Origin of the sequence: Micromonospora haikouensis (assembly GCF_000876225.1) — a bacterium.
GTDB classification, from domain to species: domain Bacteria; phylum Actinomycetota; class Actinomycetes; order Mycobacteriales; family Micromonosporaceae; genus Micromonospora; species Micromonospora haikouensis.
In genome coordinates, this window is the sequence record NZ_JXSX01000001.1 from 3350123 (window position 1) to 3374996 (window position 24874).

The window sequence follows — 24874 nt, forward strand, 5'->3', positions numbered from 1 at the left end:
GCACCGGCTCAGCCGGCCGGCCTCGCCGGGCGGTTCGCCCGCACGCTCCACCGTCCCTCGACGCGGGTGAGCCGGACGGGATGGTCGAAGCACTTGCTGACCTGGTCGCTGGTGAGGACCTCGTCGGCGGGCCCCGCCGCCAGGCAGCGCCCGTCCCGCAGCAGCAGCACGTGGGTCGTCCCGGGAGGAAGCTCCTCCAGGTGGTGGGTGACCAGGACGGACGCGAGCCGCGGGTAGGCGTGTTGCAGCTCGTCGAGCCGCTCGATGAGCTGTTCCCGGCCGGCGACGTCGAGACCGGTCGCGGGCTCGTCGAGCAGCAGGAGCCGCGGACTGGGCATCAGCGCGCGGGCGATGAGCGCGCGGCCCCGTTCCCCCTGCGACAGGGTCGGCCACCGCGCGCCGTGGCGTTCGCCGAGGCCGAGCAGTCCGATCAGCCGGTCGGCCTGCGTGGCCTGCTCGGGTGTCGGCGCCCAGCGGGGAACGCGCTCGACGGTGTTGGTCAGCCCGGTCAGCACGACGTCGTGCACCGTGAGGGGCGAGCGCAGGTCGTGCCGCGGGTCGACGTGGCCGACGTGGGACCGCAACTCGCGCATGTCGACCCGCCCCAGCCGGTGGCCCAGCACCTCGACGGTGCCCCGGGTGGGGTGCGTGACGGCACCGAGAAGACTGAGCAGCGTGCTCTTGCCCGCCCCGTTGGGGCCGAGCAGCGCCCAGTGCTCGCCGGCCCGCACCGTCAGCGACACGTCGTACAGGATCGGTCTGCCGTCGCGGACGACGGTCGCGTCCGTCACGCGCAGCACCGGGGGCGCGGTCACGAGGAGGCCCGCCCGCGGCGGCGGCCGAGCTGACGAGGTTCGTGCGGCGGCACCCGGGTACGGTAACCCAGCCGCGCAGGGCGGCCGGCACCGACGTCCACGGTGACCGCCGTCGCCGGGATGCGGACGGACCTTTTTGCGGCGCGTCATGACGACTCACCGGGAAGCGCCCGTGAAGTGACAGTTGCGGGGCGGTGGGCAACCGCGGCCGACGGCATGTACGCATCGTCATTCGTCTATTACGATCGGTGCTCCGGCCGTCCGGTGGAACGGGGTCGTCGTGATTGCACCGCGCGCACCGGCATTCGCCGCCGCCGCCCCGCTGCGGGCCGTCGAGCTCGACGACGTCGCGGGCCGCCCCCAGGTCGTCGCGTGGGACCGCGCCACCGGGCAGCGTCGGGTGCTGACCCGGGCGCGGCACGGGGTGGACGCCTGCGACCTGGAGCCGGACGGCGGCCACGTCTGGTGGTTCGACGCCGACCCGGACGGCGTCGGAGCCTGGCACCGCCAGCCGTTCGACGGTGGACCGGCCGCGCCCGCGCTGACCGGGCTGCCCCGCGGCCGGCCATACGGCATCGCCTTCGACCACGCCGGCACGCTGGCGGTCGTCTGCGTCGGGGGCGACGCGGAGTCCCGGTACCACCTCGGCACGCCCGGCGGACCGGCCCGCCCGCTGGCGACCGTGGCCGGCTACGCGCCGCTGGTGGACCTGAGCCCCGACGGCACCCTGCTCGCCCTCGCCGGCCGACCGGACGGGCCGGCCGCCGTCACGGTGGTCCGCCGCACCGACGGCCACACCGAGGCCCTCGCCGGCGGCCCGCACCGCCGGGTGTGGGCCCTGGAGTTCCGCCCCGACCCGGCCGGCGACGCGGAGCTGCTGCTGGTCGTGGAGGCGGGCGGGCACTACACCGTCGGCACCTGGCGGCCGGGCCGGGACGTCCGGCTGCACGAGCGGTTGGCGTTCGACACGGAGATCACCGCGCACTGGCACGTCGACGGCCGACGGGTGCTGGTCCAACAGGACCGGGCGGGACGCAGCCGGCTGCTCCTGGCCGACCTCGACGGCGGCGAGCCGGCCGTCCTGCCCACCCCGCCGGGGACCATCCTGGAGCTGACCTGCGCCCCCGAGGGCACGATCCACTACGTGTGGAGCCGGGAGGCGACGCCGCCGCGCCGGCTCGTCGTCGACCCGGCCGCCGACCCCCGTCCGACGCCCGGCCCGCCCGCCGCGCCGGGCCGCCGCGAGGTGTGGACACCCCAGCCGTACGGCCGGATCCACAGCTTCCTGGCCACCCCGCCCGGCCCAGGCCCGTGGCCGACGATCCACCTGCTGCACGGCGGGCCGTTCCTGCACGACCGGGACAGCTACGACCCCCGGGTGGAACTGCTCACCGGGGCCGGCTACGCCGTCGTGCGCACCAACTACCGGGGATCCACCGGCTACGGCCCGCGCTGGCGGCACGACTTCGGCCACCGGGTCGGCCTGGCCCAGCTGGAGGACCTCGACGCCGTACGCCGGCACCTGGTCGACCTCGGCGTGGCGCAGCCGGGGCGGATCGGGCTGTGCGGCTACTCCTGGGGCGGCTACCTGGTGCTGCTCGCGCTGGGCGTCGCCCCCGACGACTGGGCGGTCGGGCTGGCGGTCTCCCCGGTGGCCGACTACGCGACCGCGCACCGCGCCACGCTGCCCGCCGTGCGCGAGGCGGACGAGGAACTCTTCGGCGGCACCCCCGCCGAGGTCCCCGACCGGTACCGGGCCGCCGACCCGATGACGTACCTGGACCGGGTGCGCGGGCCGCTGTTCGTCGCCGCCGCCACCGACGACGAGCGGTGCCCGGCGGAAGCCGTCGGCCGGTACGTGGCCGCGCTGCGCGACCGCGCGGTGCCGCACGAGGTGCTCTGGACCACCGGCGGCCACCACGGCGACGCCGCCGGACAGTCGGCCGTCTTCGCCGCCCTGCTCCGCTACGCCACCGCGGTGCTCCCCCCGTACGGGCCGCCCCCGGCGGCCCCCAGTCAGGACCACCGCGACCGGCGGGGTCCGAACCCCGACCGACCGGAGGGAGGTGAATGCAATGAAGCGACGCACTGTGCGGCACGACCCGATCAGCACGGGCGAGCGGGACCGTGGCGCCGTCATCGTCAAGATGCTCCTCGATCTTGACCGGGCGGTCCCGGCCGCGCGACCCCAGGTGACCGAGGCGCCGCCGGCCGGCAAGTGACCCGGCCGCGGTGACGCACGTCCACGACGTCGTTCCGGGGCGCCGCCGCGAGGCCCCGGAACGATGCCCAGCCCGCCCGAGAGGAGACCGGCGATGAAGGTCGTCCTGGTGCACATGCCGTGGGGATCGCTCGACGTCCCGTCGCTCGCCCTGGGCATCCTGCGTACCGCCGCCGGCGCCGCCGGCCACGACGTGCGGGTCCGCCACGCGAACCTCGACTTCGTCGACTGGGCGGTGGACCGGCTCACCTTCGGCCTGGCCGACTACCAGTACTTCTCCGAGACCTCCTACTTCCAGGGCGCCGGGGACTGGGTGTTCGCCGGTGCCCTCTACGGGCGGCGGCGCGACTTCGGGCCGTTGCACCGGCTGCTGGCCGACGCGGGGGCGAGCCGGGCCGAGGTCGCCATGACCGCCGCGCTGCACGAGCTGGTGCCGGAGTTCGTGGCGACCCTGGTCGCCGAGCTGGACGCCGCCGCGCCCGACGTCGTCGGGTTCACCAGCACCTTCCAGCAGAACACCGCCAGCCTGGCCGCCGCCCGGCTGCTCAAGCAGCGCAGGCCCGCCGTGCGGACCGTCCTCGGCGGGGCCAACTGCGACGGGGCGCAGGGCGCGGCGCTGCACCGCAACTTCCCGTTCCTCGACTTCGTCGTGCGCGGCGAGGGGGAGGCGGCCTTCCCCGCGCTGCTCGACGCGCTCGACGCCGCACCGGTCACCGGCGGCGGCGACCCGCGTCCCGGTGGCGGCGACCCGCGTCCCGGTGGCGGCGACCCGCGTCCCGGCGGTGGCCCTGCCGGCGGTCTCGCGGACGTCCCCGGGCTGTGCTGGCGGGACCCCACGGGCGTCGCGCGGGCCAACCCCATGTCGGCGCGACCGCTGCCGCCGGGCCGGATCGTCGCCCCCGACTACACGGGCTTCGTCGAACGCCTCGACGCCTCGGCGGCGGCCGAGTGGGTGGCCCCGAAGCTCGTCGTCGAGGGCTCCCGGGGCTGCTGGTGGGGCGAGAAGCACCACTGCACCTTCTGCGGCCTCAACGGCTCGTCGATGCAGTTCCGCAGCAAGAGCCCGGGGCGCTTCCTCGACGAGGTGCTGGACCTGGCCCGCCGGCACCAGCTGCTCGACTTCATCGTGGTCGACAACATCCTGGACATGGCGTACTTCGACTCGGTGCTGCTGCGGCTGGCCGAATCCGACTACGACGTCCGCCTGCACTTCGAGGTCAAGGCCAACCTGCGCCGGCAGCACTTCCAACGGCTCGCCGAGGCCGGGGCGGTGCAGGTCCAGCCCGGGGTGGAGAACCTCAGCACCCACGTACTGCGGCTGATGGACAAGGGCGTGACCGGCTGCCAGAACGTCCGCGCGCTGCGCGAGGCCCAGAGCGCCGGGGTGACGACGAGCTGGAACTACCTCTACGGCTTCCCCGGCGAGACCGCCGAGGACTACACCGACGTCGTCGCACAGCTGCCGGCGCTGCACCACCTCGACCCGCCGATGGGCGCGGCGCGCATCGCCATCGAGCGGTTCAGCCCCTACTTCAACCAGCCGGAGCTGGGCTTCCCGGTGCTGGAGCCCGCCCCGCAGTACCGGGAGATCTACGACCTGCCCGCTGCCGAGCTGGCCGACCTGGCGTACATCTTCACCACCGTGGCCCGGGGCATCGGCCGGGCCGAGGCGGCGGCCCTGGACGCGGCGATCGACCGGTGGCGGACCGAGTACCCGGTCAGCCGGCTCACCTACCAGGAGATCGACGACCGGGTCGTGCTGGTCAGCCGCCGCGCCGCGTACGACTGGTCGGTGCGCGAGCTGGCCACACCGGCCGAGGTGGCGCTGTTCCGGCTGCTGGCGCAGCCCCGCACGGACGCCACCCTGGCGGCCCGCGTCCCCGGCGGGGCGGCGACGGTCCGGCCGCTGCTCGACCGGTGGTCGGAGCTGGGCATCGTGTTCCACGAGGGAGGCTGCTGGGTGCACACCGCCGTCGAGTCGCACAACCAGGTGCTGGCCCGGGTCGACCACCAGCGGGCCGCCGCGGACGCCGCCGCGCGCGCCGGACAGGACCGCCATGTCGTCGCCGCAGGTTGACTTCGGCGCGACCGTGGTCGAGGTCGAGCTGTCCCGCGACTACGACCCGGCCGCCGCGCGGCTGCCCGGGATGGCGCTCGGCACGCACCGGCTGGCCGGGCCGTGCGGGGGGACGGTGGCCGGCTGGTACGCCGCCGGCGCGCGGCACGCGCGGCTGGCCCACCCGGTGGACCTGTGCGCCGACGCCGACGCCCGCGCGGCGCGGTCCCTCCTGCTGATCCGGGAGCTGACCGCCCGGGGGATCGCGGTGGACTGGACGGCGCGCTGCCGGGACGGCTGTCACGGCGGCGACCTGTTCACCCACCTGTGCCCACCGTCCCGCCTCGACGGGGACGCCACCGGCACGGTCGCGGCCCGCTGGCGGGCGGCGTTCTTCCTCGGCCGCTGCGTCTACCGGCGCGGCCCCGGCTTCGTGGAGGTCCGCGACCGGCGCTCCGGCGCCCTGGAGGTGGTGACGATCGACGAGCCGGGCCACCTGGCGGCGATCGCGACGCTGGCCGAGGGCGTCGCGGCGACGGCGGTGCCGGCCGACGTGCGCCGGGACCTCGTCGGAGCGCACCTGGTCGCCGAGCAGGCCGGCCACCTGTGGTGGCTGCCGACCCGCGCCCACCGCTGGCCCTTCCCCGCCCTGATCGTCTAGCACCGCCCGAGCGCCACCGAAGAGGAGACCCATGACCGCCGCCGAGGACGGGCCGACGCCGCCACGACAGGCCCCGTTCGTCGTCGACCCGTACCCGACGCTGGCCCGGATCCGGGCCAACGGCCCGGTGTCGATCCTGCACAGCGACGAGGGGCTGCCCATGTGGGTCGTCGCCCGCTACCGCGACGTGCGCGCGGCGCTGGCCGACCCGAGGTTCGGCCAGGACGCCCGGCGGGCGCAGGAACTGGCCGACCGCCGGGTGGCGGGGGTGACGCTCGGCGGCGACATGGTCCACATGCTCAACAGCGACCCGCCCGACCACACCCGGCTGCGCCGGCTGATCCACGGGTTCTTCACCGCCCGCCGGGTGGCGGCCATGCGTCCGCTGGTGCAGCGGATCACCACCGCCCTGCTCGACGAACTGGCCGACCGCGACACCGTCGACCTGGTGGCGGACTTCGCGTTCCCGCTGCCCATGCTGGTCATCTGCGAGCTGATCGGCTTCCCGCCCGAGGAACGGGCCGCCTACCGGAGCTGGTCGACGGCGATCCTGACCCACGGCGACGACCCGGCGGCGTTCGGCCGGGCGCTGCGGGAGCTGACCGAGCACATCGCCGTCGTGCTGCGGCGGCGGCGCACCGACCCGCGCGACGACCTGCTGACCCTCCTGCTCGCCGCCCGCGACCAGGGGCAGCTCACCGACGACGAGATCGTGGGCATGGTGTTCCTGCTGCTCATCGGGGGCCACGAGACGACCGTCAACCTGCTCGGCACGGCCACCCTGGCGCTGCTGCGCCACCCCGACCAGCACGCCTGGCTGCGGCGCAACCGGGCCGCGCTGCCCGCGGCGGTCGACGAGTTCCTCCGGTACGAGTCGCCGGTGAGCATGGCGACCCTGCGGTTCACCACCGCGCCGGTGGACGTCGACGGGGTCGAGATCCCCGCCGGGGAGCTGGTGCTGGTGTCCCTCGGCGGGGCGAACCGCGACCCCGACCGGTTCCCCGACGCCGACCGGCTGCTGCTCGACCGGGGCGACGCCGGGCACCTCGCCTTCGGCCACGGGACGCACCGCTGCCTCGGCGCGTTCCTCGGCAAGCTGGAGGGCGAGGTGGCGCTGGCCGGGCTGCTGGACCACTTCCCTGCGCTGGCCCTGGCCGGCACGGAGACGGACCTGCGCTGGCGCAACACGATCATGCTGCGGGGGCTGGAGTCGCTGCCGGTGGCGCCCCGTGGCTGACACCACCGCCACCCGGACCCCCCGCCGCCGGCCGCGGCTGAGCCTGGCGCCGCTGCGGTCCCGCGACTACCGGCTGCTCTTCGTCGCCGAGTCGGTGTCGGTCTTCGGCGACGCCTTCCACGCCGTCGCGCTGCCCTTCCTCGTCTACCAGGTCGGCGGGGGTGCCCGTGAACTCGGGCTGCTGGTCGCCGGCTACGGCCTGTGCCGGCTCGCGACCACCCCGCTGGGCGGGATCCTCGCCGACCGGGTCGGCCCCTGGCAGGTGATGCTGGTCTCCGACCTGCTCCGGCTGGCGGCCACGGCCCCGATCGCGGTGGCCGCCGTCGCCGGTGACCCGGGCCTCGTCCTGATCGGGGTGCTGGTCGCCGTCGCCGGCCTGGGGGCCGGCCTGTTCCAGCCGGCCGCCTACGCCATCACGCCCCGGTTGCTGCCGGCCGAGCAGTTGCAGGCCGGCAACGCGCTGCACAGCACCGCCGGCTTCGCCGCCGGGCTGGTCGGGCCCGGGGTGGCCGGGCTCGTCGTCGTGCTGCTCTCGCCGGGCGTCGCGTTCGGCGTCGACGCGCTGACCTTCGCGGTGTCGGCGGCCTGCCTCGCCGTCATCGGGGCGCACCACCGGCGGGCCGCGCCGGCCGCCGCCCCGCCCGCCGGTGGCGCGGCGTCGCCGCCCCGGCTGACGTTCTGGCAGCTGCTGCGCGGGTCGCCGCTGCTGCGTACCGTGCTGGTGGTGACCGCCGCGGCCAACCTGACCGTCGGCGGGATGGTCCGGGTGGGCCTGCCCTCGCTGGCCAGCGCCGACCTGTCCGCCGGGGCCGAGGGCTTCGGCGGCCTGCTGGCCGCGTTCACCGGCGGCTCGCTGGCCGGCGGGTTCTTCACCGCCGGGCTGACCGGGATCCGCCGGCGCGGCGCCACGGCCATGCTCGCCGGCCTGGTGCTGGCCGGGGCGGTGGCCCTCGTGCCGTTCACCGGGTATGCCGGTGCCCTCGTCGCGCTGGCCGTGGCCGGGGTCGCCAGCACCGTGACCAACGTCCTGGTGATCACCGTCGTCCAGCAGCACACCGCCCCCCACCTGCTCGGCCGGGTGATGAGCGCCATCCTCCTCGCCGCGCTGGGGCTGTTCCCGCTCTCCGGCGCGGCAGCGGGGCTGGTCGTGGACGCGTACGGCAGCCCGGTGCTGTTCCTGGCCACGGCCGCGACGTTGGGGGCCGCCTTCGGCTTCGGCCTGTCCCGCCGGGTGCTGCGCGACGGCTGAGGCGTCCCCGCGCCCGGCCCGGTCCCCGCGACGGGGCCGGGCCGGGGCGGTTGCCCGGCCCGGCCGTCGCGGCCGTCAGCCCGCGGCGCGCACGTCGAGGGCGGCGACCGACGGGTGGGCGACACCCGCGTCGTCGTCGATCGCCACGGCGAGCCCACCCGTGGACCGCGGCCCGGCCGGCGTCGCCACCCGCAGGGCGGGGCCGCCGTCGACCCGGGCGACGGTCTCGCCGTCGCGCACCGTCACCGCCACCCGGTGGGTGGCGGCCGGGTCCAGGGCCGCCTCGGCGACCACCCGGTCGCCGCGCAGCAGCGCCACCCGGCCGTGCCCGACGCGCACCGAGACCGGGTCGTCGCTGTCCACCCGGACCGTCAGGGTGACGGTGCCGCCGTCGGCCCGCAGGCCGCGCAGCGCCGCGTCGGCGGTGTAGTCGGTCCAGTCCGCGCTGGCGTAGGCGAGCAGCGTGCCGTAGGCGCGGCGCGGGCTGGCGGCGGTGAACCGGCCGGCGGTCAACGACGACAGGTCCGTCATCGGCTCGCCCTGCTGGTCGCGCCAGTCCCAGGGGTTCGTGAACGGGGCGCTCACCCGCGCGGGCACGGCCGTCCGCTCGACCACCGCGCTGACCAGCTCGGCGGCGCTCGTCGTGGCGTACACCTCGGCCCGCTCGACCTGGCCGCCGGCCGCGGACCGGCGGCTGCTCGGCTCGGGCCCCCGCGACTTGTTGGTCAGCGCGCCGGCGAACCGCCCGGCGACCAGCTCGCGGCTGAAATCGGCCGCCGCCGGGTCGGTCACGGCGTCGCCGACCTCGGAGAACGGGTACGCGAACAACTGCGGCCGGGGCAGGTCGTGGGCGGCGAACGCGGCGAACATCGCGTCGAGGTCGGCGGTGAGCCGCTGCCGGTAGGCGGCCAGGCTCTCCTGCGCCTCCGCGGCCGGGTCCCACCGCCGGTGGGTCAGCGGCGAGCCCAGTCGACCCGGCCCGGTCTGCACCCGGGTGTGCAGGTCGTGGGTGTGCGCCTGGAAGTCCCACCGGCCGGAACGGGCCATCCGGGCGATCTCCGCCCAGCTCAGGTAGTACGGCCGGTGCTCGCCCACCTGCCCGGTGATCAGGTAGGAGGCGGCCACCATGTCGTGCCGGGCGAGGATCCGGTCGGCGTACGCCCACAGGCCCCGGGTGCCGTCGTCGAAGGTCAGGTAGACCGAGCGTTCCGGCACCGCGCCGCCGCGCAGGTAGTCGACGTACTGCGCCGAGGAGATCGACCGGTAGCCGGCCGCCTGCAGGGCGGTGAGCTGCGCGTCGAACTCCTCCGGGCTGACCACGTAGTGCTCCCGGCCGCCCGGCTCGGTCGCGGCCGGGTCGTCGCCGTGCGGCCGGATGTCGTGGTAGGCCACCACCACCGGCGCGGCCCGCTGCGGCAGCCGACCGGCCAGCTCCGTGAACCGGCGCAGGTCGGCCGGGTCGAGCCGGGTCACGGCGGTGTCCCGCTGCGCGCCGACGTGCCGCCGCAGGTCGGCCAGGTACCAGGAGACCCCGAACGGCGTCGCCACCACCAGCAGGGTGACCAGCGAGAGCAGCGCCCCCAGCGGGCGCGGCCACCAGCGCGTCACCGCAGCACCTCCCCACGGGTGAACACCACGACGTAGAGCGCCACCAGCGCCGCGGCACCGGCGAGGGTGAGCGCCACCCGGGCCAGCCTGGCGAGCAGCCGCCGGCCCGCGTTCACACCGCGCTCCGCGACCAGACGCCGCGCCGGATCGTGCCCACCGAGTAGGGCAGCAGCCAGGACAGCACCGTGGCGGAGAGCACGCTCATCAGCGGCCGGTACGCCCAGCGCGGGTCGCCCGGGTTGTCCAGCCGGTAGGCCAGCCCCCAGAAGGTGCCCTTGAGCAGCACCCCGCACAGGTAGAGCAGCGGCACCGCCCACCAGCCGCGCAGCGGGGCCCACACCAGGTGGGCGAAGGCCATCACCGGGGCGACCGCGACCCACAGCGCGTGCCCGTAGTAGAGCGCCGCCGGGCCGGGCCCGCGCCGCCACATGAACGTGCCGGTGAAGAAGAGGTTGCGCACGTAGCTCTTCTTCCAGCGGGTCTGCTGGCGCAGGAACGGGCGCGGTCGCGCCGGCACCGTCGTCCAGACCCGCGCGGAGCGGACGTACCCGACCCGCCAGGCCCGGGGCGGGTGGTCCTCGTCGCGGACGAACGGCGAGTCGGCGAAGCGCCGCTTGAGGCGTACGCCGATCCAGCGCTGCCCGAGGACGTAGCCGGTGAGCTGCCGGTCGGTGGCGAAGCGGAACTCGCCGCCGAGGAACCGGTCCGCCGCCCAGGCCGGCAGGTAGTTGATCACGGCCTCCCGCCGGAACACCGCCAGCGGGCCGGAGACGCAGGTCACCGCCCCGAACGACGCCTCGGCGGCCTTGGCCACCCGGAACTGGCCCTCGTACCAGACGTCCTGCACCCGGGTGAGCAGCGACTCGTCGGGGTTGAGCGCGCGGGCGTGCCCGCTGACCGCGCCCAGGTCCGGCTGGCGCAGCAGGGCCTCGACGCAGCGGCGCAGCGCGTCCGGGGCCAGGACGCAGTCGGAGTCGGTGAAGGCGAGCACGTCGCCGGTGGCGTGCCGGGCGCCGTGCACCAGCGCCCGCTTCTTGCCGACGTTGCGGGGCAGGTGCAGCACGGTGACGGGGAGTTCGGCGGCGAGCCGGTCCAGCACCTCGGCGGTGCCGTCGGTGGAGCCGTCGTCGACCACGATCACCTGCAACGGCCGGTGGTCGCTGCCGGTCATCGACCGTACGCACGCCTCGATCCCGTCGACCTCGTCCTTGACCGCCACCAGCAGGCTGACCCGGGGGGCCGGGGGCAGCGGCGGGAACGTGGCCGCGTGCCGGGGGTGCGGCGGGGCCTCGCTGGGGTCCTCGTAGCGGGCGTAGGCCAGGTAGAACACGGCGACGGTGGCGGTGAGCACGGCGAAGCCGTAGTACGCCGCCAGCGGCGCGTACGGCAACTGGGGCAGCTGCCGGGCCAGCAGGGCGATCAGCGGGAGCAGGCAGAGCGCGGCGAGCAGCCGTCGCACGCCGCGCCGCACCGGGTGGAGCACCGGCGCCTCGGCCGCCTCGTGCCGGACCTGGTGGGGCACCGGCAACTCGGCCGCCTCGCGCCGGACCTCGTGGCGCACCGGCGTCTGCGCCGACCCGCGCCGGACCTCGTGGGGCACCGGCATGTCAGACGACCTCGCGGCGCGGCAGCCCGGTCATCCGGTAGGTGGCGTCGAGCACCATCGGCTGGCCGCGCAGCCACGCCTCGTCCAGGTCGGACTGGGCGGTGTGCACGACCACCAGGTCCCACTCCCGCTCGGTGTGGTCGGTCAGCCGCTGCAGGGCCGCGCCGTCGGGGGTGCGCACCGACGCGACGAGGTCGTCGACGAAGCCGACGTCCGCGCCGGCCCGGACCAGCTCGCCGATGATCTCCAGCGCCGGCGACTCGCGGACGTCCGCGACGCCGGGCTTGTAGGTCACCCCGACCAGCAGGACGCGGGCCCCGAGCAGCGTACGACCGGACCCGGCGAGCAGGTCCCGGACCCGCTCGACGACGCGGCGTGGGCGGGCGGAGATGCCGCGCATCGCGGTCTCGATCAGCGGCGCCTCGCGGCGCTGCCCGCGCAGCTGCCACAGCAGGTAGTGCGGGTCGCAGGGGATGCAGTGCCCGCCCACCCCCGGGCCGGGCTGGAAGGCCATGAAACCGTACGGCTTGGTGGCCGCCCCGTCGATCACCTCGGTGACGTCCAGGTGCAGGTCCCGGCAGACGTCGGCGAACTCGTTGGCCAGGGCGATGTTGACGGCCCGGAACGTGTTCTCCAGCAGCTTGGTCATCTCGGCGGCCTCGGGCGAGCCGAGCCGGTGCACCCGGGGGGTGATCCGGGACAGCGCCGCGGCGGCCCGCGCGGTGCAGTCCGGGGTGACCCCGCCGACGACCCGGGGGGTCAGCTCCTGGCGGTGCCCGTCGTTGCCGGGGTCTACCCGTTCCGGGGCGAACGCCACCCACACCTCCTGGCCGACCCGCAGGCCCCGGGCGGCCAGCGGCTCGACCAACAGGTCGCGGGTGGTGCCGACGTAGCTGGTCGAGGTGAGCACGATGGTCTGGCCGGCGCGGGCGTGGGCGACCACCGCGGCGCAGGCGGCCCGCAGCGCGGTGAGGTCCGGGTCGAGGTGGCGGTCCACCGGCGTGGGCACGCAGATCAGCACCGTGTCGGCGTCGGCGATCTCGGCGATCGACGTGGTGAGCCGCAGGGCCGGGTCGGTCGCCCGCAACGTGTCGCGGAGCCGCTCGCGGTCGACGTCGAGCAGGTCGGCGCGGTCGGCGCGGATGTCGTCGAGCCGGGCCGGGTCGATGTCGACGCCGATCACCCGCGCGCCGCTGCCGACCAGGGCCAGGCTGGTCGGCAGGCCGACGTAGCCGAGGCCGACCACGGCGGTACGGGCCCCGGGGGCGACGGGAGCGGCGACGGCGACGGCCGGGTCGACGGCCGGCGACGACGGGGCGGCCGGGATGGGCGGGGTGACCGGGGCGACGGCCGGCGGGAGGGGCCGGTCGGCGGCGGGCAGGAGCTGCGACATGGTCGGGGCCCTTACGCACGGTGAACGGGAACGACTCAAGAGTGCCGAGCCCACCGCCCCGAAGGCGCTCCCACGAACAGCCGACCGGCGACCGAAATCTGCGACCACCCCCTGTCCGATCGGTCAGTTTTCCCTGTTCACAACAACTCAGAGCCTCCGTGGGAGACGCAAACCGCCACCCCCGTCAGCCCCACCAGACACGCACCCCCCACCACCCCCACCGCCCCACCCAAAGTAAGAAGCATCACTAGCAGTAACCACCCCGGTTGCCCCCGCCCCGCCCCCGCCCCGCCCGGTGATCAAGAGAAAAGCGTCAAAGTTGATCTCGGGAATGACACTTTCCTCTTGATCACCGGGGCTGGGCGGGGGTGGGGGCTGGGTGGGTGGGGTGGGGGTGGGGGTGGCTGGGTTGTTAGAAGGTGTCGGGGGTGCGGATGCGGTCGCGGATCCAGGTGCCGGCCGGCTTGAGGCGGGCCGTGCCGCCGAACTGGCCGCTGCCGCAGGTGCCGGTGGTGAAGACCGCGCCGGAGCGGAAGTCGTCAGAGAAGTTCCAGTTCGTCCAGCTGATCTTCTTGCTGGCCATCAGGTCGAGGTAGCGCTGGGCCATGGCGAAGTCGTTCGGGCCGTCGCCGGAGTAGTCCTGGGTGCCGAACTCGGTGACGAACAGCGGCAGCCGGTCGGCGGCGCGGGCGAAGGTGTCGTAGTACGCGTCGCCGTGCGAGGCGGCGTAGAAGTGGAACACGTACATGAGGTTGCCGCCCGTGACCGGGTTCGCTGCGATCGTGTCCACCCCGCCGCCGCTGCCGGAGACGCCGAGGGACGACCAGTCGGGGGTGCCGACCAGCACCACGGCCTCCGGGTCGCGGCTGCGGATGACCGGGACGACCTGTTCGGCGTAGCTCTTGATGGCGCTCCACGGCACGCCGTTGGGCTCGTTGGCGATCTCGTAGAGCACGTTGACCTTGTCCTTGTGCCGGTCGGCGATCTCGGCGAAGAAGGTGCGCGCCCGGGTCAGGTTGAAGTTCGGGTCGCCGGGGCTGAGCATGTGCCAGTCGACGATGGCGTACATGCCCCGGGCGGTGGCCAGCTCGATGTAGTTGTGCACCAGGTCGGTGAAGCGGCGTGGGTCGGTCTCGTACCCGTCCTCCTGGACGTACATCGAGATGCGCAGCACGTCGGCGTTCCACTCGCGGGCGAGCACGTCCAGTGAGGCCGGGGTGGCGCAGTTCGCGTACCACTGGATGCCGTGCGTGCTCATGCCGCGCAACTGGATCGCCCGGCCGTCGCGGTTGCAGAGCTGGCGGCCGCAGACGCGGAGCTGGCCGTTGGCGGCGACCGGCGAGAGGCCGGTCGGCGGCGTCGTCGTGGGCGGCGCGGTGGTGGGCGGGGCGGTGGCCGGTGGCGTGGTGGTCGGCGGCGGGGCGGTGGTCGGGGTGGTGCCGCCGGCGCAGGGCTGGCCGTTGAGGGTGCAGCCGGTCGGGGCGCCGGTGCCGCTGGCGACGAAGCCGAAGGTCACCGATGCGCCCGGGGCGACCGTGCCGTTCCAGGACCGGTTGGTGAAGGTGTGGTGCTGGCCGTTGCTGGTCAGCAGCGCGTCCCAGTACGAGCCGACGGTGGTGCCGGCGGGCAGGTCGAACTCCAGCCGCCAGGAGCTGATGGTGGTGCTGCCGGAGTTGGTGATCCGGTAGCTGCCCTCCCACCCGGAGCCCCAGTCGTTCACCTTGGTGAAGCTCGCGGTCGGTGCCGCCGCCGCACCGGCGGTGCCGGTCAGGGCGAGCGGGGCCAGCGCGAGGACCGCGGCGAGGCCGGCGGTCAGGAGTGTTCTGCCGCGAGGTCGCACGGGTGCCTCCGGGGACTGGGAAGGTGATCTATGTCATCGCACTATAAAGAAAGTTAAGTGTTGTGGCAACGGCGCTCGTCGATCCGGGTGGCGTCTCGCCCCTTCCTGTCCGGCGTCGGCCTCCCGGTGGCTCCGTGCCGCCGCCCGCGAGGGTTGTCGGCGTGGGTTGTCGGCGGGGGTTGCCGGCGGGGCGCCCCGGCGCCGCCCAGTGGGAGCGGAAGTGGCTCGCGTCGATGTGTGGTGATTCGCTCCGGTGTGCTTTTGATTCGCAGTGAGAATGAGGTGAATCTTGGATGAGAAAACGATGTGAATCGAGGTGAAACGGGGTGCCCTGGCCGTGACGGGAACGTCGGCCATTGCCGTCCGGTGTGGGGTCAACTACTATTCGGAGTTGTCGCGTGCCGATGGATGGTGATTGGCTTCGATTGACCTGTTGGGTTGTGGCGTTCCGGCCCGATCCGGCCTTTTGGCGTCTCCGCACAGAACGCGTTTCCGACGGCGAAGCCTGGCTCTACAGACAAGGGTTCCAGCGAGATGCTCATTCTGACCCAGCGGCACATCGGTCGAATAATGGACGAGGTCGGCGTCGACGCATTGCTGACGGAGCTGATCTCGCGCCTCGGCGACAAATTCGTCGAGGTGCACAAGGGCGTGGCCGAGTTGTCGCCCGCCCGGGGGGCGTTCGAGCGGGAGGGACCCGCCCCGGGGGTGATCGAGTGGATGCCGCACCGGGAGCGGAACGACAGCACCACCATCAAGGTCGTCTCGTACACCCCGTCGAACGTCGACGACCACGGCCTGCCGACGATCACCGCCTGCGTGGCGCGCTTCGACGACCGGACCGGGCGTACGACGGTGGTGGCCGACGGCGCGGCGCTCACCGCCCTGCGCACCGGTGCCGCGTCGGCGCTGGCCAGCCGGGCGCTGGCCCACCCCGACAGCCGGACGGTCGGGCTGATCGGCTGCGGCGCCCAGGCGGTCACCCAACTGCACGCCCTGAGCCTCGTCTTCCCGATCGACACGGTGCTGGCCTGGGATGTCGACCCCGCCCACCTGGCGTCCTTCGGTCGCAGGGCCGGCTTCACCGGGCTGGCGGTGACGGCGGCCAGCCCCGACGAGGTGGCGAGGTCCGCCGACATCCTGGTGACGGCGACGTCGGTGGGCATCGGCGCGGGGCCCGTCTTCCCGGATGCCGCACTGCGGGAGCACCTGCACGTCAACGCGGTCGGCTCCGACATCGTCGGCAAGGTCGAGCTGCCCCGGACGTTGGTGGACCGGGCCCTCGTCTGTCCCGACCACCCGGAGCAGGCGGCACGGGAGGGCGAGAGCCAGGTTCTCGATCCGCGACGCCTCGGCCCCTCGCTCAGCGAGATCTGCGCCGACGCGGGCATCGTGGCGGACGCCCGGTACGGCCAGACGATCTTCGACTCGACCGGCATCGCACTCGAGGACCACGTCGCCCTGGACCTCTTCGTCGAGTGGGCCGCGCACCTCGGGGTCGGCACGGAGGTCGACTTCTCCGACGAGCCGACCGACGTGCTGAACCCGTACGCCGTCGGCGCGGCGGCCGTGCCCGTGGCGCGGTCGGTGCGCTGACCGGCAGGCGGGTCGTCACGGCGGGCACGCTCAACCCGGCTCGCCTCAGGGGCATGCGGATGTCTGGCGTCGCACTGTCACCGCCTCGCGCGCCGAATGTGGCCGAGGGGTGAACGCCTGAACCGGCGACGTGTCGGCCGGCCGTGGCAGGTTCCGGCCGGGTGGCACGGCTGGCCGCCGCAGGGCGGCAGGTCACGCGACCTCCGACGTCGGGATCGGTCCAGCCGTCAACCTCACCCGCTCATGGGACAGGTGCCTGACCGTCCCGCTCCCCGGCCCGGTCGCGGGGGCCGCTGCTGTGCCGACGGTCGCGCCTCGTCCCGGCCGTTCCGGCCGTCCGCCCGGCCCGCGGGACCAGCGGGCCGGGCGGCGGGCGGTCGGGCCGTAGCCCGATCATCGCCCCGCTCTCGGAGGGTGCGCCGCGCCGCTCAGGCGGAGCAGCCGTGGGGCCCCTCGGTGGTGAGCGTGGCCAACGAGCAGACGGTCACCAGCGGGTAGTACGCCCCCATGATCGCCGCGGCGGTCTCCGCCGAGCTGTTCATCGGCACGTTCTGCACGGCGTACGGGAAGTCCGCCACCGGAAGCAGGTGCCGGAGCAGGACCATGTGCGGGACCGTCGGGTACGAGACGGAGAAGGGCACGAAGGTGGTGTTCCTGACGTCCTCGATGGCCGCCCGCTGCCCCTCCGTGCCGAGGACGAAGGCGTAGTTCCCGTGCCGGTCGAGCCGGGTCTCGTCGTTGTAGCGGCAGCCGTAGCTCGTCGACCCGTCGGCGAACCGGTTGATCACGACGGGCTTGTACTGGCCGCCGAGGTTGGTGCACATCGACCAGTAGCGGACCTCGGCGCGCCGGCGGGGCCAGGAGACCGGACGGCTCCCGGAGACCGCCTGCGGTGCCCGGCCCCGGATCACCACGACGTGGTCCGGTCCCGGTGGGAGGAGCCAGGTGCCGAGGTAGGCGTTGTCCGGGTTCGGCGCGAGGTTCTCCACCTCGGAGGTGCGGGTGAAGAGCTTCTCGCCGGTGATCGGGGGAGGGCTGGGGCGATCCGCCTCGCCGGGGACCTCGGGGTCGTCGCCGACCGCCCGGTCGGTCGAGTCGGAGGTCGCCGCCACATCCTCCGCCGGGACGGCGGCGGGCGCGGCGGCGGGCGTGGTGGCGGGCGGCGTGGTGGTCGGGGGTGGGGGCGAGGGGCTGGTCGGCGGAGAGGGCGGGGGTGGGGTGGGGGTCGGGGTCGGCGGAGGGGCGGGAGGGCAGGTGGGCAGCGTCTTCGACACGCCTCCCTGGGTCAGGGTCACCGTCGGCAGCACCACCGTCGAGTCGCCGCCGGTGGGCAGGTAGACCCGGTAGATCACGGAGGCCTTTGCCCCGGGGAGGGCGTCCTCCCGGGACAGCGGCAACCGGTTGGGCTGCCCGGGGGCCACGTCCGGGCTGAGCGTGATGGTGAACCGGCCGCCCGGCCTTCGCACGCCCTGCCACGGGTTGGCGCTGCCCGGGTCCGGGGCGATGAGGTGGTCGGGCAGGCTGGAGCTGGCGCCGTTACGACTGAACCAGGTGGGCTTGTCGTCGTAGACGGTGAAGGACGCGTAGCGGGCGTCCGGGAAGACCCCGGAGATGGTGATCTCCAGGTCCTCCGTCACGGGGTAGACGGTCGACCAGTAGGTGGCGGCGCTGTCGGGCCAGTAGGCATTCAGCCCCGTGACCCCGTATTTCGACGCCCACGCGCACTCGGGCATCACGATGGTGGTGGCGGCCGGGCCCTGAGCGTCGACAGGTGCCGCTGTCAGAGGAAGGGCCAGTGCAATCAGCCCGGACGTCAAAAGGAGTGCCCGGCCCGCACTCCGAATCGCTTTTCCCGGAACGGGTATCGTCATGTGATCGACTTGACCACACTCATATTGCAACAAGGTTACACCCGGATCAGCGGTGGACAATTTCCGCCGTTCGGGCCAGGTCGATTCGGTGCCTTCACTGATAGAGGTAGCCCGGAGGGCGGATTGTTCGTTCCGCTCAATACGCCGAAATCCGCCTCATTCAACGGAAAGGGCGCACCCCGGCGAATTCGAGCCGGCTGTCGGCCGGTGGGCCGTCGTCGCCCCGCCGGTGCCGGATCCTGTTGCGGCGCAAGGCGATCCGCGTCCCACGGCGGGCCGTCCGGATGGTACGGGAACTGCTGTCCCGTGGCCTGCGGATTGCGCCCGTGGCAGGGGCCGCCGACGCTGTTCTCGGCATGGTGCCCTCCCGCGCGGTCGGCGCGGGAGACCCGTGTTCTCGCGGTGGGCGATTCGACTTGTCGCGTCGTATTCCCAGTTCCTCGGTCCTCGACACGGTGGGCGGGCATGTCGCGCATCGCGGGGCGGCAATGCCGGAAAGTCGCCCCGGCTGCCGGGCCCCGTCGATGCCGGCGCGCCCGTGGCCCGGGGAATCATGGGGGCCGGCGCCGGTCGTGTGACGGCGACGAAAGGTGCGGGGACAGGCGGGGTGGAAAGCGTGCACCAGGCATCCCGGCGCGGTGGAAGCGTGCGCCGAAATGCCTGGTGGGTGGTTCAGAGGGCTGCTGTCGCGGCCCGGCGGGGCGGACGGGCGGGGGTCGACGGGCGGGGGTCGACGGGCGGGGGTCGACGGGCGGGGGTCGACGGGCGGGGCGGGCCGCCGCGCAGCCGGCGCCCCGCCCCGCCCGTCGCTCAGACGATCTCGACCCCGTAGACGCTCAGCGCCTCGGTCACCGGCTGGAAGTAGGTGGTGCCGCCGGAGGAGCAGTTGCCGTTGCCGCCCGAGGTGAGGCCCAGGGCGGTGCTCCCGCTGAACAGCGCGCCGCCGCTGTCGCCCGGCTCGGCGCAGACGGTGGTGCGGATCAGCCCGGTGACGGAGCCCTCGACGTAGTTCACCGTGGCGTCGACCGCCTCGACCGTGCCGTCGTGCAGGCCGGTGGTGCTGCCGGAGCGCTGCACGCTCTGCCCGACGAAGGCGTCGGCGGCCGCGGTGATGTCCTGGGTGGTGCCGTCGTAGCGGGAGACGCTGCCGTCGGCGGCCGCCGCGTCGCTGTGCGCGACGATGCCGTAGTCGTCGCCGGGGAAGCTGCCCGTGCCGCCGGAGCCGAGCAGGCTGCTCTGCCCGGAGTCGGCGTACCAGTTGGCGGCGATGTCGGTGCAGTGCCCGGCGGTGAGGAAGTAGTAGGTGTCGCCGCTGCGGACGTTGAAGCCGAGCGAGCAGCGCCCGCCGCCCTCGGCCCAGATGGCCTCGCCGCCGGCGGCCCGGATGCTGAGCGTCCCGGCTTCCCGTTCGATGCGGACGCTGCCGCCGAGGCGGCTGACGACGGCCTCGACGCGCTGGAGCTTCGTGCCGGTGACGCTGCTGTCGACGGAGACGACGACCTGGTTGGTGGCCGGGTCGGTCCACCATGCGGTGCCGGGGATCCGCGCGGAGCTGTCGAGGGCGGCGGTGGCGCGGGCGAGGTCGTCGGCGCCACGGGTGACGAGCTTCGGGGTCGCGCCGGCCGCGCGGACCTTCCGGGCGGCGGCGTCGTCGGTCACGGTGACGACCATGGTGCCGTCGGGGCGGGCGTACGCCCCGCCGGAGCGGTCGCCGAGTGCGGCGGCGAGCGCGGTGACCTGGTCTGGGGAGGCGGGCGTCGCGGGTGCGGCCTGGGCGGGAGCGCCGGTCAGCGCGCCGACGACCAGCGCGCCGGCTACCGATGCGGCGGTAGCGCGGCGCAGCGGGGACCCGGAGAGTCGCATGTGGTACCTCCTGGAGCTGAGCACAGGCAGCCTTTCGGGCCGCCCCTGGCAGCCGATCGGCTGGTGAGGCCCACCCGATCGGAGGCGTCGAAGTATTCATAGGTTTAACAATCATTGCAAGAGTGGTGTTTGGCCGGACTCGGCCGTATCTCACACCTTGGGTCCCGACAGTCCGACGAGTGACGACTCCGATGGTTAGCGCCGGTTTAGCGAGTTTTCGCTGGTTGACCGGCGGCGGTCGGGAACCCCGGGCGGCTTGTTTAGTTGCCCCGTGACCGGATGGCGGGACGGGATCGAAAAGTGGCGCTGCGCGCCGCCCGTGTCCCGCCGCCGACCCTTCCGGCAAGATCGCTGCACATCGATGCCTTGTGGATGTGAGCGGTCACAAGATACCCTCCGCTACGGGAGCGAAGGGCACGCTCCACCCGACGCCGTCCGCGCGGGAGCCACTGGCGGTCCGCCCGCCCCTGCGCCCCGGCAACGGCCGCCGGGCACCCCCTCAGTCGATGCGCACTGCGCGCCGCCCGCCCCTGTCCCGGGGCGGCCGGGCGCGACCGTCGGCTCGTGTCCTCGTCTGCCACACCATCACAGATTGGGAATGCCAGTGCGAACGTCTGCGAGGGTCCGAGCCGGCCTGGTCCTGGCCGTCGCCGGGCTCGCCGCCTCCGGTACCGCCGCCGTGCTGCCCGCCCGGGCGGCGGCCGCCGGCTGTTCGGTCAGCTACGCCGTGTCGTCGCAGTGGACGGGCGGCTTCGGCGCGAACGTGACGGTCACGAACCTCGGTGACCCGGTCGACGGCTGGTCGCTGACCTGGTCCTACGGGGCGGGGCAGCAGGTGACCCAGGCGTGGAACGCGACGGTGACGCAGAGCGGCGCCCAGGTGGTGGCCCGCAACGTCGGCTACAACGCGACCATCGGCACCAACGCCAGCGTGTCGTTCGGCTTCAACGGCTCCTGGTCCGGCGGCAACCCCGCCCCGACGAGCTTCACCCTCAACGGCACCGCCTGCACGGGCGGCGTCACGAACCCGACCACGCCCCCACCCACGACCGCCCCGCCCCCGACGAGCGCGCCCCCGCCCACCACCCCGCCGCCGACGACGCCGCCCACGCAGACGCTGCCGTCCAGCTTCCGGTGGTCCTCCAGCGGCGCGCTGGTCGGCCCGAAGAACGACGGACGGGGCATCGCGGGGATCAAGGACCCGTCCGTGGTCTACCACGACGGCAAGTACCACGTGTTCGCCAGCACGGCGCAGTCGTCGGGCTACAACCTGGTGTACTTCACCTTCACCGACTGGTCACAGGCGGGCTCGGCGACGTTCCACTACCTCGACCAGTCGCCCATCGGGACCGGCTACCGGGCGGCCCCGCAGGTGTTCTACTTCGCGCCGCAGCGGCTGTGGTACCTGGTCTACCAGACCGGCAACGCGTCGTACTCGACGAATCCGGACATCAGCAACCCGAACGGGTGGACCGCGCCGAAGCACTTCTACAGCGGCATGCCGCAGATCATCCGCGACAACATCGGCGACGGCTACTGGGTCGACATGTGGGTCATCTGCGACAGCGCCAACTGCCACCTGTTCTCCTCCGACGACAACGGCCACCTCTACCGCTCGCAGACGAGCGTGGCGAACTTCCCCAACGGGATGAGCCAGCCGGTGATCGCGATGCAGGACGCGAACAAGAACCGGCTGTTCGAGGCGTCCAACGTCTACCGGGTCGGCGACCGGTACCTGCTGCTGATCGAGGCGATCGGCGGCGACGGGCGGCGCTGGTTCCGCTCCTGGACCTCCACCGGCATCGCCGGGCCGTGGCAGGCCCTGGCCGCCGAGGAGAACAACCCGTTCGCCCGCCACAACAACGTGATCTTCAGCGGCACGGCCTGGTCGCGGGACATCAGCCACGGTGAGCTGATCCGCAGCGGCAACGACCAGACCCTGCCGATCAGCCCCTGCAACCTGCGCTTCCTCTACCAGGGGCTGGACCCGAACGCCGGTGGCGACTACAACAGCCTGCCCTGGCGGCTGGGCCTGATCACCCAGACCAACTCCACCTGCTGACGGCGTACGTCGGCGTGGTCGACGCTCCGGTGCCGGTCGGACCCACGGCCGGCACCGGGATCACCACCGGCAGGGCACCGGCCACAGGCGGGCGCGGACGCGCCGGCCGGCCGAGCCGGTGGGGCCGGTGCGGAGGGGGCGAGCTCCGCACCGGCCCCGTGGTGTGCGCCGGGGGGTTGTACCGTCCAGGGGACCCCACGGTGCACCGGGCCCCGGCCCGCCCCGCGGGAGCAGGCACGCCGGTGGGAGGAAACCATGAGTGACTACGACGGCCCGGACGAGTCCGGGGTGCTGCAGCCGGAGGACAGCCTGGACGACCGGGGGGTGGCCGACGTCCTCGACGAGGGCTGGTCGCCCGCGGAGCGGCCGTGGGCGGTCGACGACTGGGGCACCACGGCCCGCGAGCAGGAGCAGGGGGAGAGCCTCACCGGCCGGCTCCGGCGCGAGCTGCCGGAGGGCGACGACTGGGCCGGCGACGGCCTCGGCGACGCGAGCGACACTGACGGCGAGCTGATCGACGACGAGGTGGGCGACCGGCGGGCCGGGCGGCTGGTCTCGGCCTACGGCGGCGACGACTCCGACAGCCTCGACCTGTACGCCACCGACATCGGCGTCGACGGCGCGGCGGCCTCCGCCGAGGAGGCCGCGATGCACGTCGTCTCCGACCGGGACTACTGACCGGCCGGCGCGCCCGCCCCGGCCGGGAAACGCTCGATGTTCTCCACCACCCAGCGGCGCAGCCGGGCCAACGGCTCGCACGCGTCCCAGCCGAGGGCGGTCAGGGAGTATTCCACGTGCAGCGGCACCGCCGGATACACCGTGCGGTCGACGAGGCCGTGTTCCTCCAGGCGACGCAGTGTGGCGGTGAGCACCTTCGGGCTGATCCCGTCGAGGCGGGCGCGGAGCTCGCCGAAGCGCCGGGGCCCGTCCTCCAGCGCCCCCAGCGCCAGCGCGCTCCACTTGTTGGCCAGCAGGTCCAGGATGTGGCGGCACGGGCAGGACGCGTCGTAGACGTCGTGGGCCCGGCCGCAGGCGGTGGTGAGCACCCGGCCATCGTAGTTCCCTTCGGATACCAATGACCGTTGACGGTAACTAGGGCCGGCGAAATAGCGTCCCGGGTATGGCTGAACTGATGCGTGCGGTCGGGTACCGCAGGAACCTGCCCAGCTCCGATCCGTCCTCACTGCTCGACCTGACCCTCCCCGTCCCGACCCCCGGGGACCACGACCTTCTCGTCCGGGTCGAGGCCGTCTCCGTCAACCCGGCCGACGTCAAGGTCCGCGCCGGCAGCGCGGCGGGCGACGAGCCGAAGATCCTCGGGTACGACGCCGCCGGCGTGGTGGAGCGCGTCGGACCGGCCGTCACCCTCTTCGCCCCCGGCGACGAGGTCTGGTACGCGGGCTCGATGGTCCGCCCCGGCACGAACTCCGAGCTGCACCTGGTCGACGAGCGCATCGTCGGGCCGAAGCCGGCGTCGCTGGACTTCGCCGAGGCCGCGGCCCTGCCGCTGACGGCGCTCACCGCGTGGGAGTCCCTGTTCGACCGGCTCCGGCTGACCGCCACCAGCACCGGCACCCTGCTGGTCCTGGGCGCGGCCGGCGGGGTGGGCTCCATCCTCGTCCAGCTCGCCCGGCACCTGACCGACCTCGAGGTCGTCGGGACGGCGTCGCGCCCCGAGTCCCGGCGGTTCGTCCTCGACCAGGGCGCGCACCGGGTCGTCGACCACCACGAGGACCTCGTCGAGGCGCTGCCCGGCGGCGTCGACCACGTCTTCAGCCCGTTCTCCGCCGGGATGGTCGAGACCTTCGCCCGGATCGTGCGCCCGTTCGGGGCCGTGGTCGCCATCGACGAGCCGCCGGGCCTGGACCTGCTGCCCCTCAAGGCCAAGAGCATCTCCTGGCACTGGGAGCTGATGTTCACCCGGCCCCTGTACGACCCGACCAGCCTCGCGCAGCACCACATCCTGCGGCAGGTCGCCGAGCTGGTGGACCAGGGGGTGCTGCGGACCACGATGACCACGCGGATCGACGGCATCGACGCGGCCAACCTGCGCCGGGCGCACGCCGCGGTCGAGAGCGGCGCGACGATCGGCAAGATCGTGCTCGCCGGGTTCTGACTCGCCGGGTTCCGGGGCCCACGGGTCGGGCCCGCGTCACGGCCAGTCCGGCCGCCGCGGCAGGGCGAACCGCCAGCCCTCCGCCGCCAGCACGGGCACGACGCGCTCGACCGCGTCGACGGTCTGGCTGCGGTCGCCGCCCCCGTCGTGCAGCAGCACCACGGCACCCGGGGTGATCCCGTCGCGCAGGCGGCGGACCAGCTCGTCGGTGCCCGGCGGGTCCCAGTCGCCGAGGGCCAACCGCCAGCCCAGTGGCCGCATGCCCATGGCGGCGGCCACGGCGGGCGTCCGGCCCCAGGCGCCGTAGGGGGCGCGGAAGTACGGGATCCGCGCCCCCGGCACGGCACGGCGGATGGCCGCGTCGGCCTCCCGCAGGTCCGCCTCGATCCGCTCGGCGGACCAGGAGCTCATGTCCTCGTGGCGCATGCTGTGGTTGCCCAGCGTGTGCCCGTCGGCCACGATCCGGCGCGCCACGTCGGGGTGGGCGTCGACGTGCTCGCCCCACAGGCAGAACACGGCCGTGATGCCGTGCCGGCGCAGCACGTCGAGCAGACGCGGCGTGTCGGCGGGGTTCGGCCCGTCGTCGAAGGTGAGGCCGAGCACCCGCCCCCCACCCCGGGTGGTGTCGACGATGTCGGCGCTCACCCCGGGGCGGGGCGCGGGGACAGGTCGCATCGGGG

18 protein-coding genes are annotated in these 24874 nt (G+C 74.1%); 9 read left to right on the forward strand and 9 right to left on the reverse strand.

Annotated elements, in window-relative coordinates; genetic code table 11:
- Positions 1-8: 8 nt before the first annotated feature.
- Positions 9-791 (reverse strand): ABC transporter ATP-binding protein, encoded by a 783-nt coding sequence (locus TK50_RS13750; RefSeq protein WP_241773987.1) that lies wholly within the window; start codon positions 789-791, stop codon positions 9-11.
- A gap of 304 nt (positions 792-1095) precedes the next feature.
- Here TK50_RS13750 and TK50_RS13755 point away from each other — a divergent pair, with 304 nt between their 5' ends.
- The 5 genes from TK50_RS13755 (at position 1096) to TK50_RS13775 (ending at position 8239) form a co-directional block, all read left to right on the forward strand.
- Positions 1096-2979: a S9 family peptidase gene (locus TK50_RS13755; RefSeq protein WP_052503751.1), complete on the forward strand. Its 1884-nt coding sequence runs from the start codon at positions 1096-1098 to the stop codon at positions 2977-2979.
- Between the two features lie 151 nt (positions 2980-3130).
- The gene (locus TK50_RS13760) at positions 3131-5113 is read left to right on the forward strand and encodes a RiPP maturation radical SAM C-methyltransferase (protein ID WP_043963102.1); all 1983 of its coding nucleotides are present in this window, start codon (positions 3131-3133) and stop codon (positions 5111-5113) included.
- On the forward strand, positions 5094-5753 hold the full coding sequence (locus TK50_RS13765; protein WP_043963103.1) for a DUF5825 family protein: 660 nt from the start codon (positions 5094-5096) through the stop codon (positions 5751-5753). The genes TK50_RS13760 and TK50_RS13765 overlap by 20 nt, the downstream gene beginning before the upstream one ends.
- Positions 5754-5784: 31 nt before the next feature.
- Positions 5785-6990: a cytochrome P450 family protein gene (locus TK50_RS13770; RefSeq protein WP_043963106.1), complete on the forward strand. Its 1206-nt coding sequence runs from the start codon at positions 5785-5787 to the stop codon at positions 6988-6990.
- On the forward strand, positions 6983-8239 hold the full coding sequence (locus tag TK50_RS13775; RefSeq protein ID WP_043963107.1) for an MFS transporter: 1257 nt from the start codon (positions 6983-6985) through the stop codon (positions 8237-8239). Before TK50_RS13770 ends, TK50_RS13775 begins: the two co-directional genes overlap by 8 nt.
- A 75-nt stretch (positions 8240-8314) precedes the next feature.
- Here TK50_RS13775 and TK50_RS13780 read toward each other — a convergent pair whose 3' ends face one another.
- The 4 genes from TK50_RS13780 to TK50_RS13795 all read right to left on the reverse strand — a co-directional run bounded on the left by TK50_RS13780 (position 8315) and on the right by TK50_RS13795 (position 14662).
- Entirely contained in the window at positions 8315-9847 is a 1533-nt protein-coding gene (locus TK50_RS13780) for a polysaccharide deacetylase family protein (protein ID WP_052503752.1), read from the reverse strand.
- 112 nt (positions 9848-9959) lie between these two features.
- A complete protein-coding gene (locus TK50_RS13785) occupies positions 9960-11453 on the reverse strand; it encodes a glycosyltransferase family 2 protein (RefSeq protein ID WP_082106299.1) in 1494 nt (497 codons plus the stop codon).
- A 1-nt stretch (position 11454) separates the two neighbouring features.
- Complete coding sequence (locus TK50_RS13790; RefSeq protein ID WP_082106300.1) at positions 11455-12846, reverse strand: nucleotide sugar dehydrogenase; 1392 nt, start codon at positions 12844-12846, stop codon at positions 11455-11457.
- A gap of 412 nt (positions 12847-13258) precedes the next feature.
- Positions 13259-14662 (reverse strand): cellulase family glycosylhydrolase, encoded by a 1404-nt coding sequence (locus TK50_RS13795; RefSeq protein ID WP_241774029.1) that lies wholly within the window; start codon positions 14660-14662, stop codon positions 13259-13261.
- A gap of 558 nt (positions 14663-15220) precedes the next feature.
- Here TK50_RS13795 and TK50_RS13800 point away from each other — a divergent pair.
- Entirely contained in the window at positions 15221-16282 is a 1062-nt protein-coding gene (locus TK50_RS13800) for an ornithine cyclodeaminase family protein (protein WP_043963109.1), read from the forward strand.
- A 428-nt stretch (positions 16283-16710) separates the two neighbouring features.
- Here the strand turns inward: TK50_RS13800 and TK50_RS34150 are convergent, their stop codons facing one another.
- Together TK50_RS34150 and TK50_RS13820 are read right to left on the reverse strand one after the other, a co-directional pair.
- On the reverse strand, positions 16711-18015 hold the full coding sequence (locus tag TK50_RS34150; protein ID WP_052503753.1) for a hypothetical protein: 1305 nt from the start codon (positions 18013-18015) through the stop codon (positions 16711-16713).
- 948 nt (positions 18016-18963) lie between these two features.
- The gene (locus TK50_RS13820; protein ID WP_043963113.1) at positions 18964-20016 is read right to left on the reverse strand and encodes a S1 family peptidase; all 1053 of its coding nucleotides are present in this window, start codon (positions 20014-20016) and stop codon (positions 18964-18966) included.
- A gap of 604 nt (positions 20017-20620) precedes the next feature.
- Between TK50_RS13820 and TK50_RS32925 the strand changes: the two genes are divergently transcribed.
- Together TK50_RS32925 and TK50_RS13830 are read left to right on the forward strand one after the other, a co-directional pair.
- A complete protein-coding gene (locus tag TK50_RS32925; protein WP_241773988.1) occupies positions 20621-22078 on the forward strand; it encodes a glycoside hydrolase family 62 protein in 1458 nt (485 codons plus the stop codon).
- Between the two features lie 255 nt (positions 22079-22333).
- On the forward strand, positions 22334-22756 hold the full coding sequence (locus TK50_RS13830) for a DUF5709 domain-containing protein (protein WP_043963115.1): 423 nt from the start codon (positions 22334-22336) through the stop codon (positions 22754-22756).
- Here the strand turns inward: TK50_RS13830 and TK50_RS13835 are convergent.
- Positions 22750-23124: a winged helix-turn-helix transcriptional regulator gene (locus TK50_RS13835; RefSeq protein WP_043963116.1), complete on the reverse strand. Its 375-nt coding sequence runs from the start codon at positions 23122-23124 to the stop codon at positions 22750-22752. The two genes, TK50_RS13830 and TK50_RS13835, sit on opposite strands and share 7 nt — an antisense overlap.
- Before the next feature lie 74 nt (positions 23125-23198).
- Here TK50_RS13835 and TK50_RS13840 point away from each other — a divergent pair, with 74 nt between their 5' ends.
- On the forward strand, positions 23199-24194 hold the full coding sequence (locus TK50_RS13840; protein ID WP_241773989.1) for a zinc-binding alcohol dehydrogenase family protein: 996 nt from the start codon (positions 23199-23201) through the stop codon (positions 24192-24194).
- A gap of 36 nt (positions 24195-24230) precedes the next feature.
- On the opposite strand, the gene TK50_RS13845 is transcribed toward TK50_RS13840, so the two are convergent.
- Positions 24231-24869, reverse strand: a complete 639-nt coding sequence (locus TK50_RS13845; RefSeq protein WP_043963117.1) for a polysaccharide deacetylase family protein — start codon at positions 24867-24869, stop codon at positions 24231-24233.
- Positions 24870-24874: the final 5 nt, after the last annotated feature.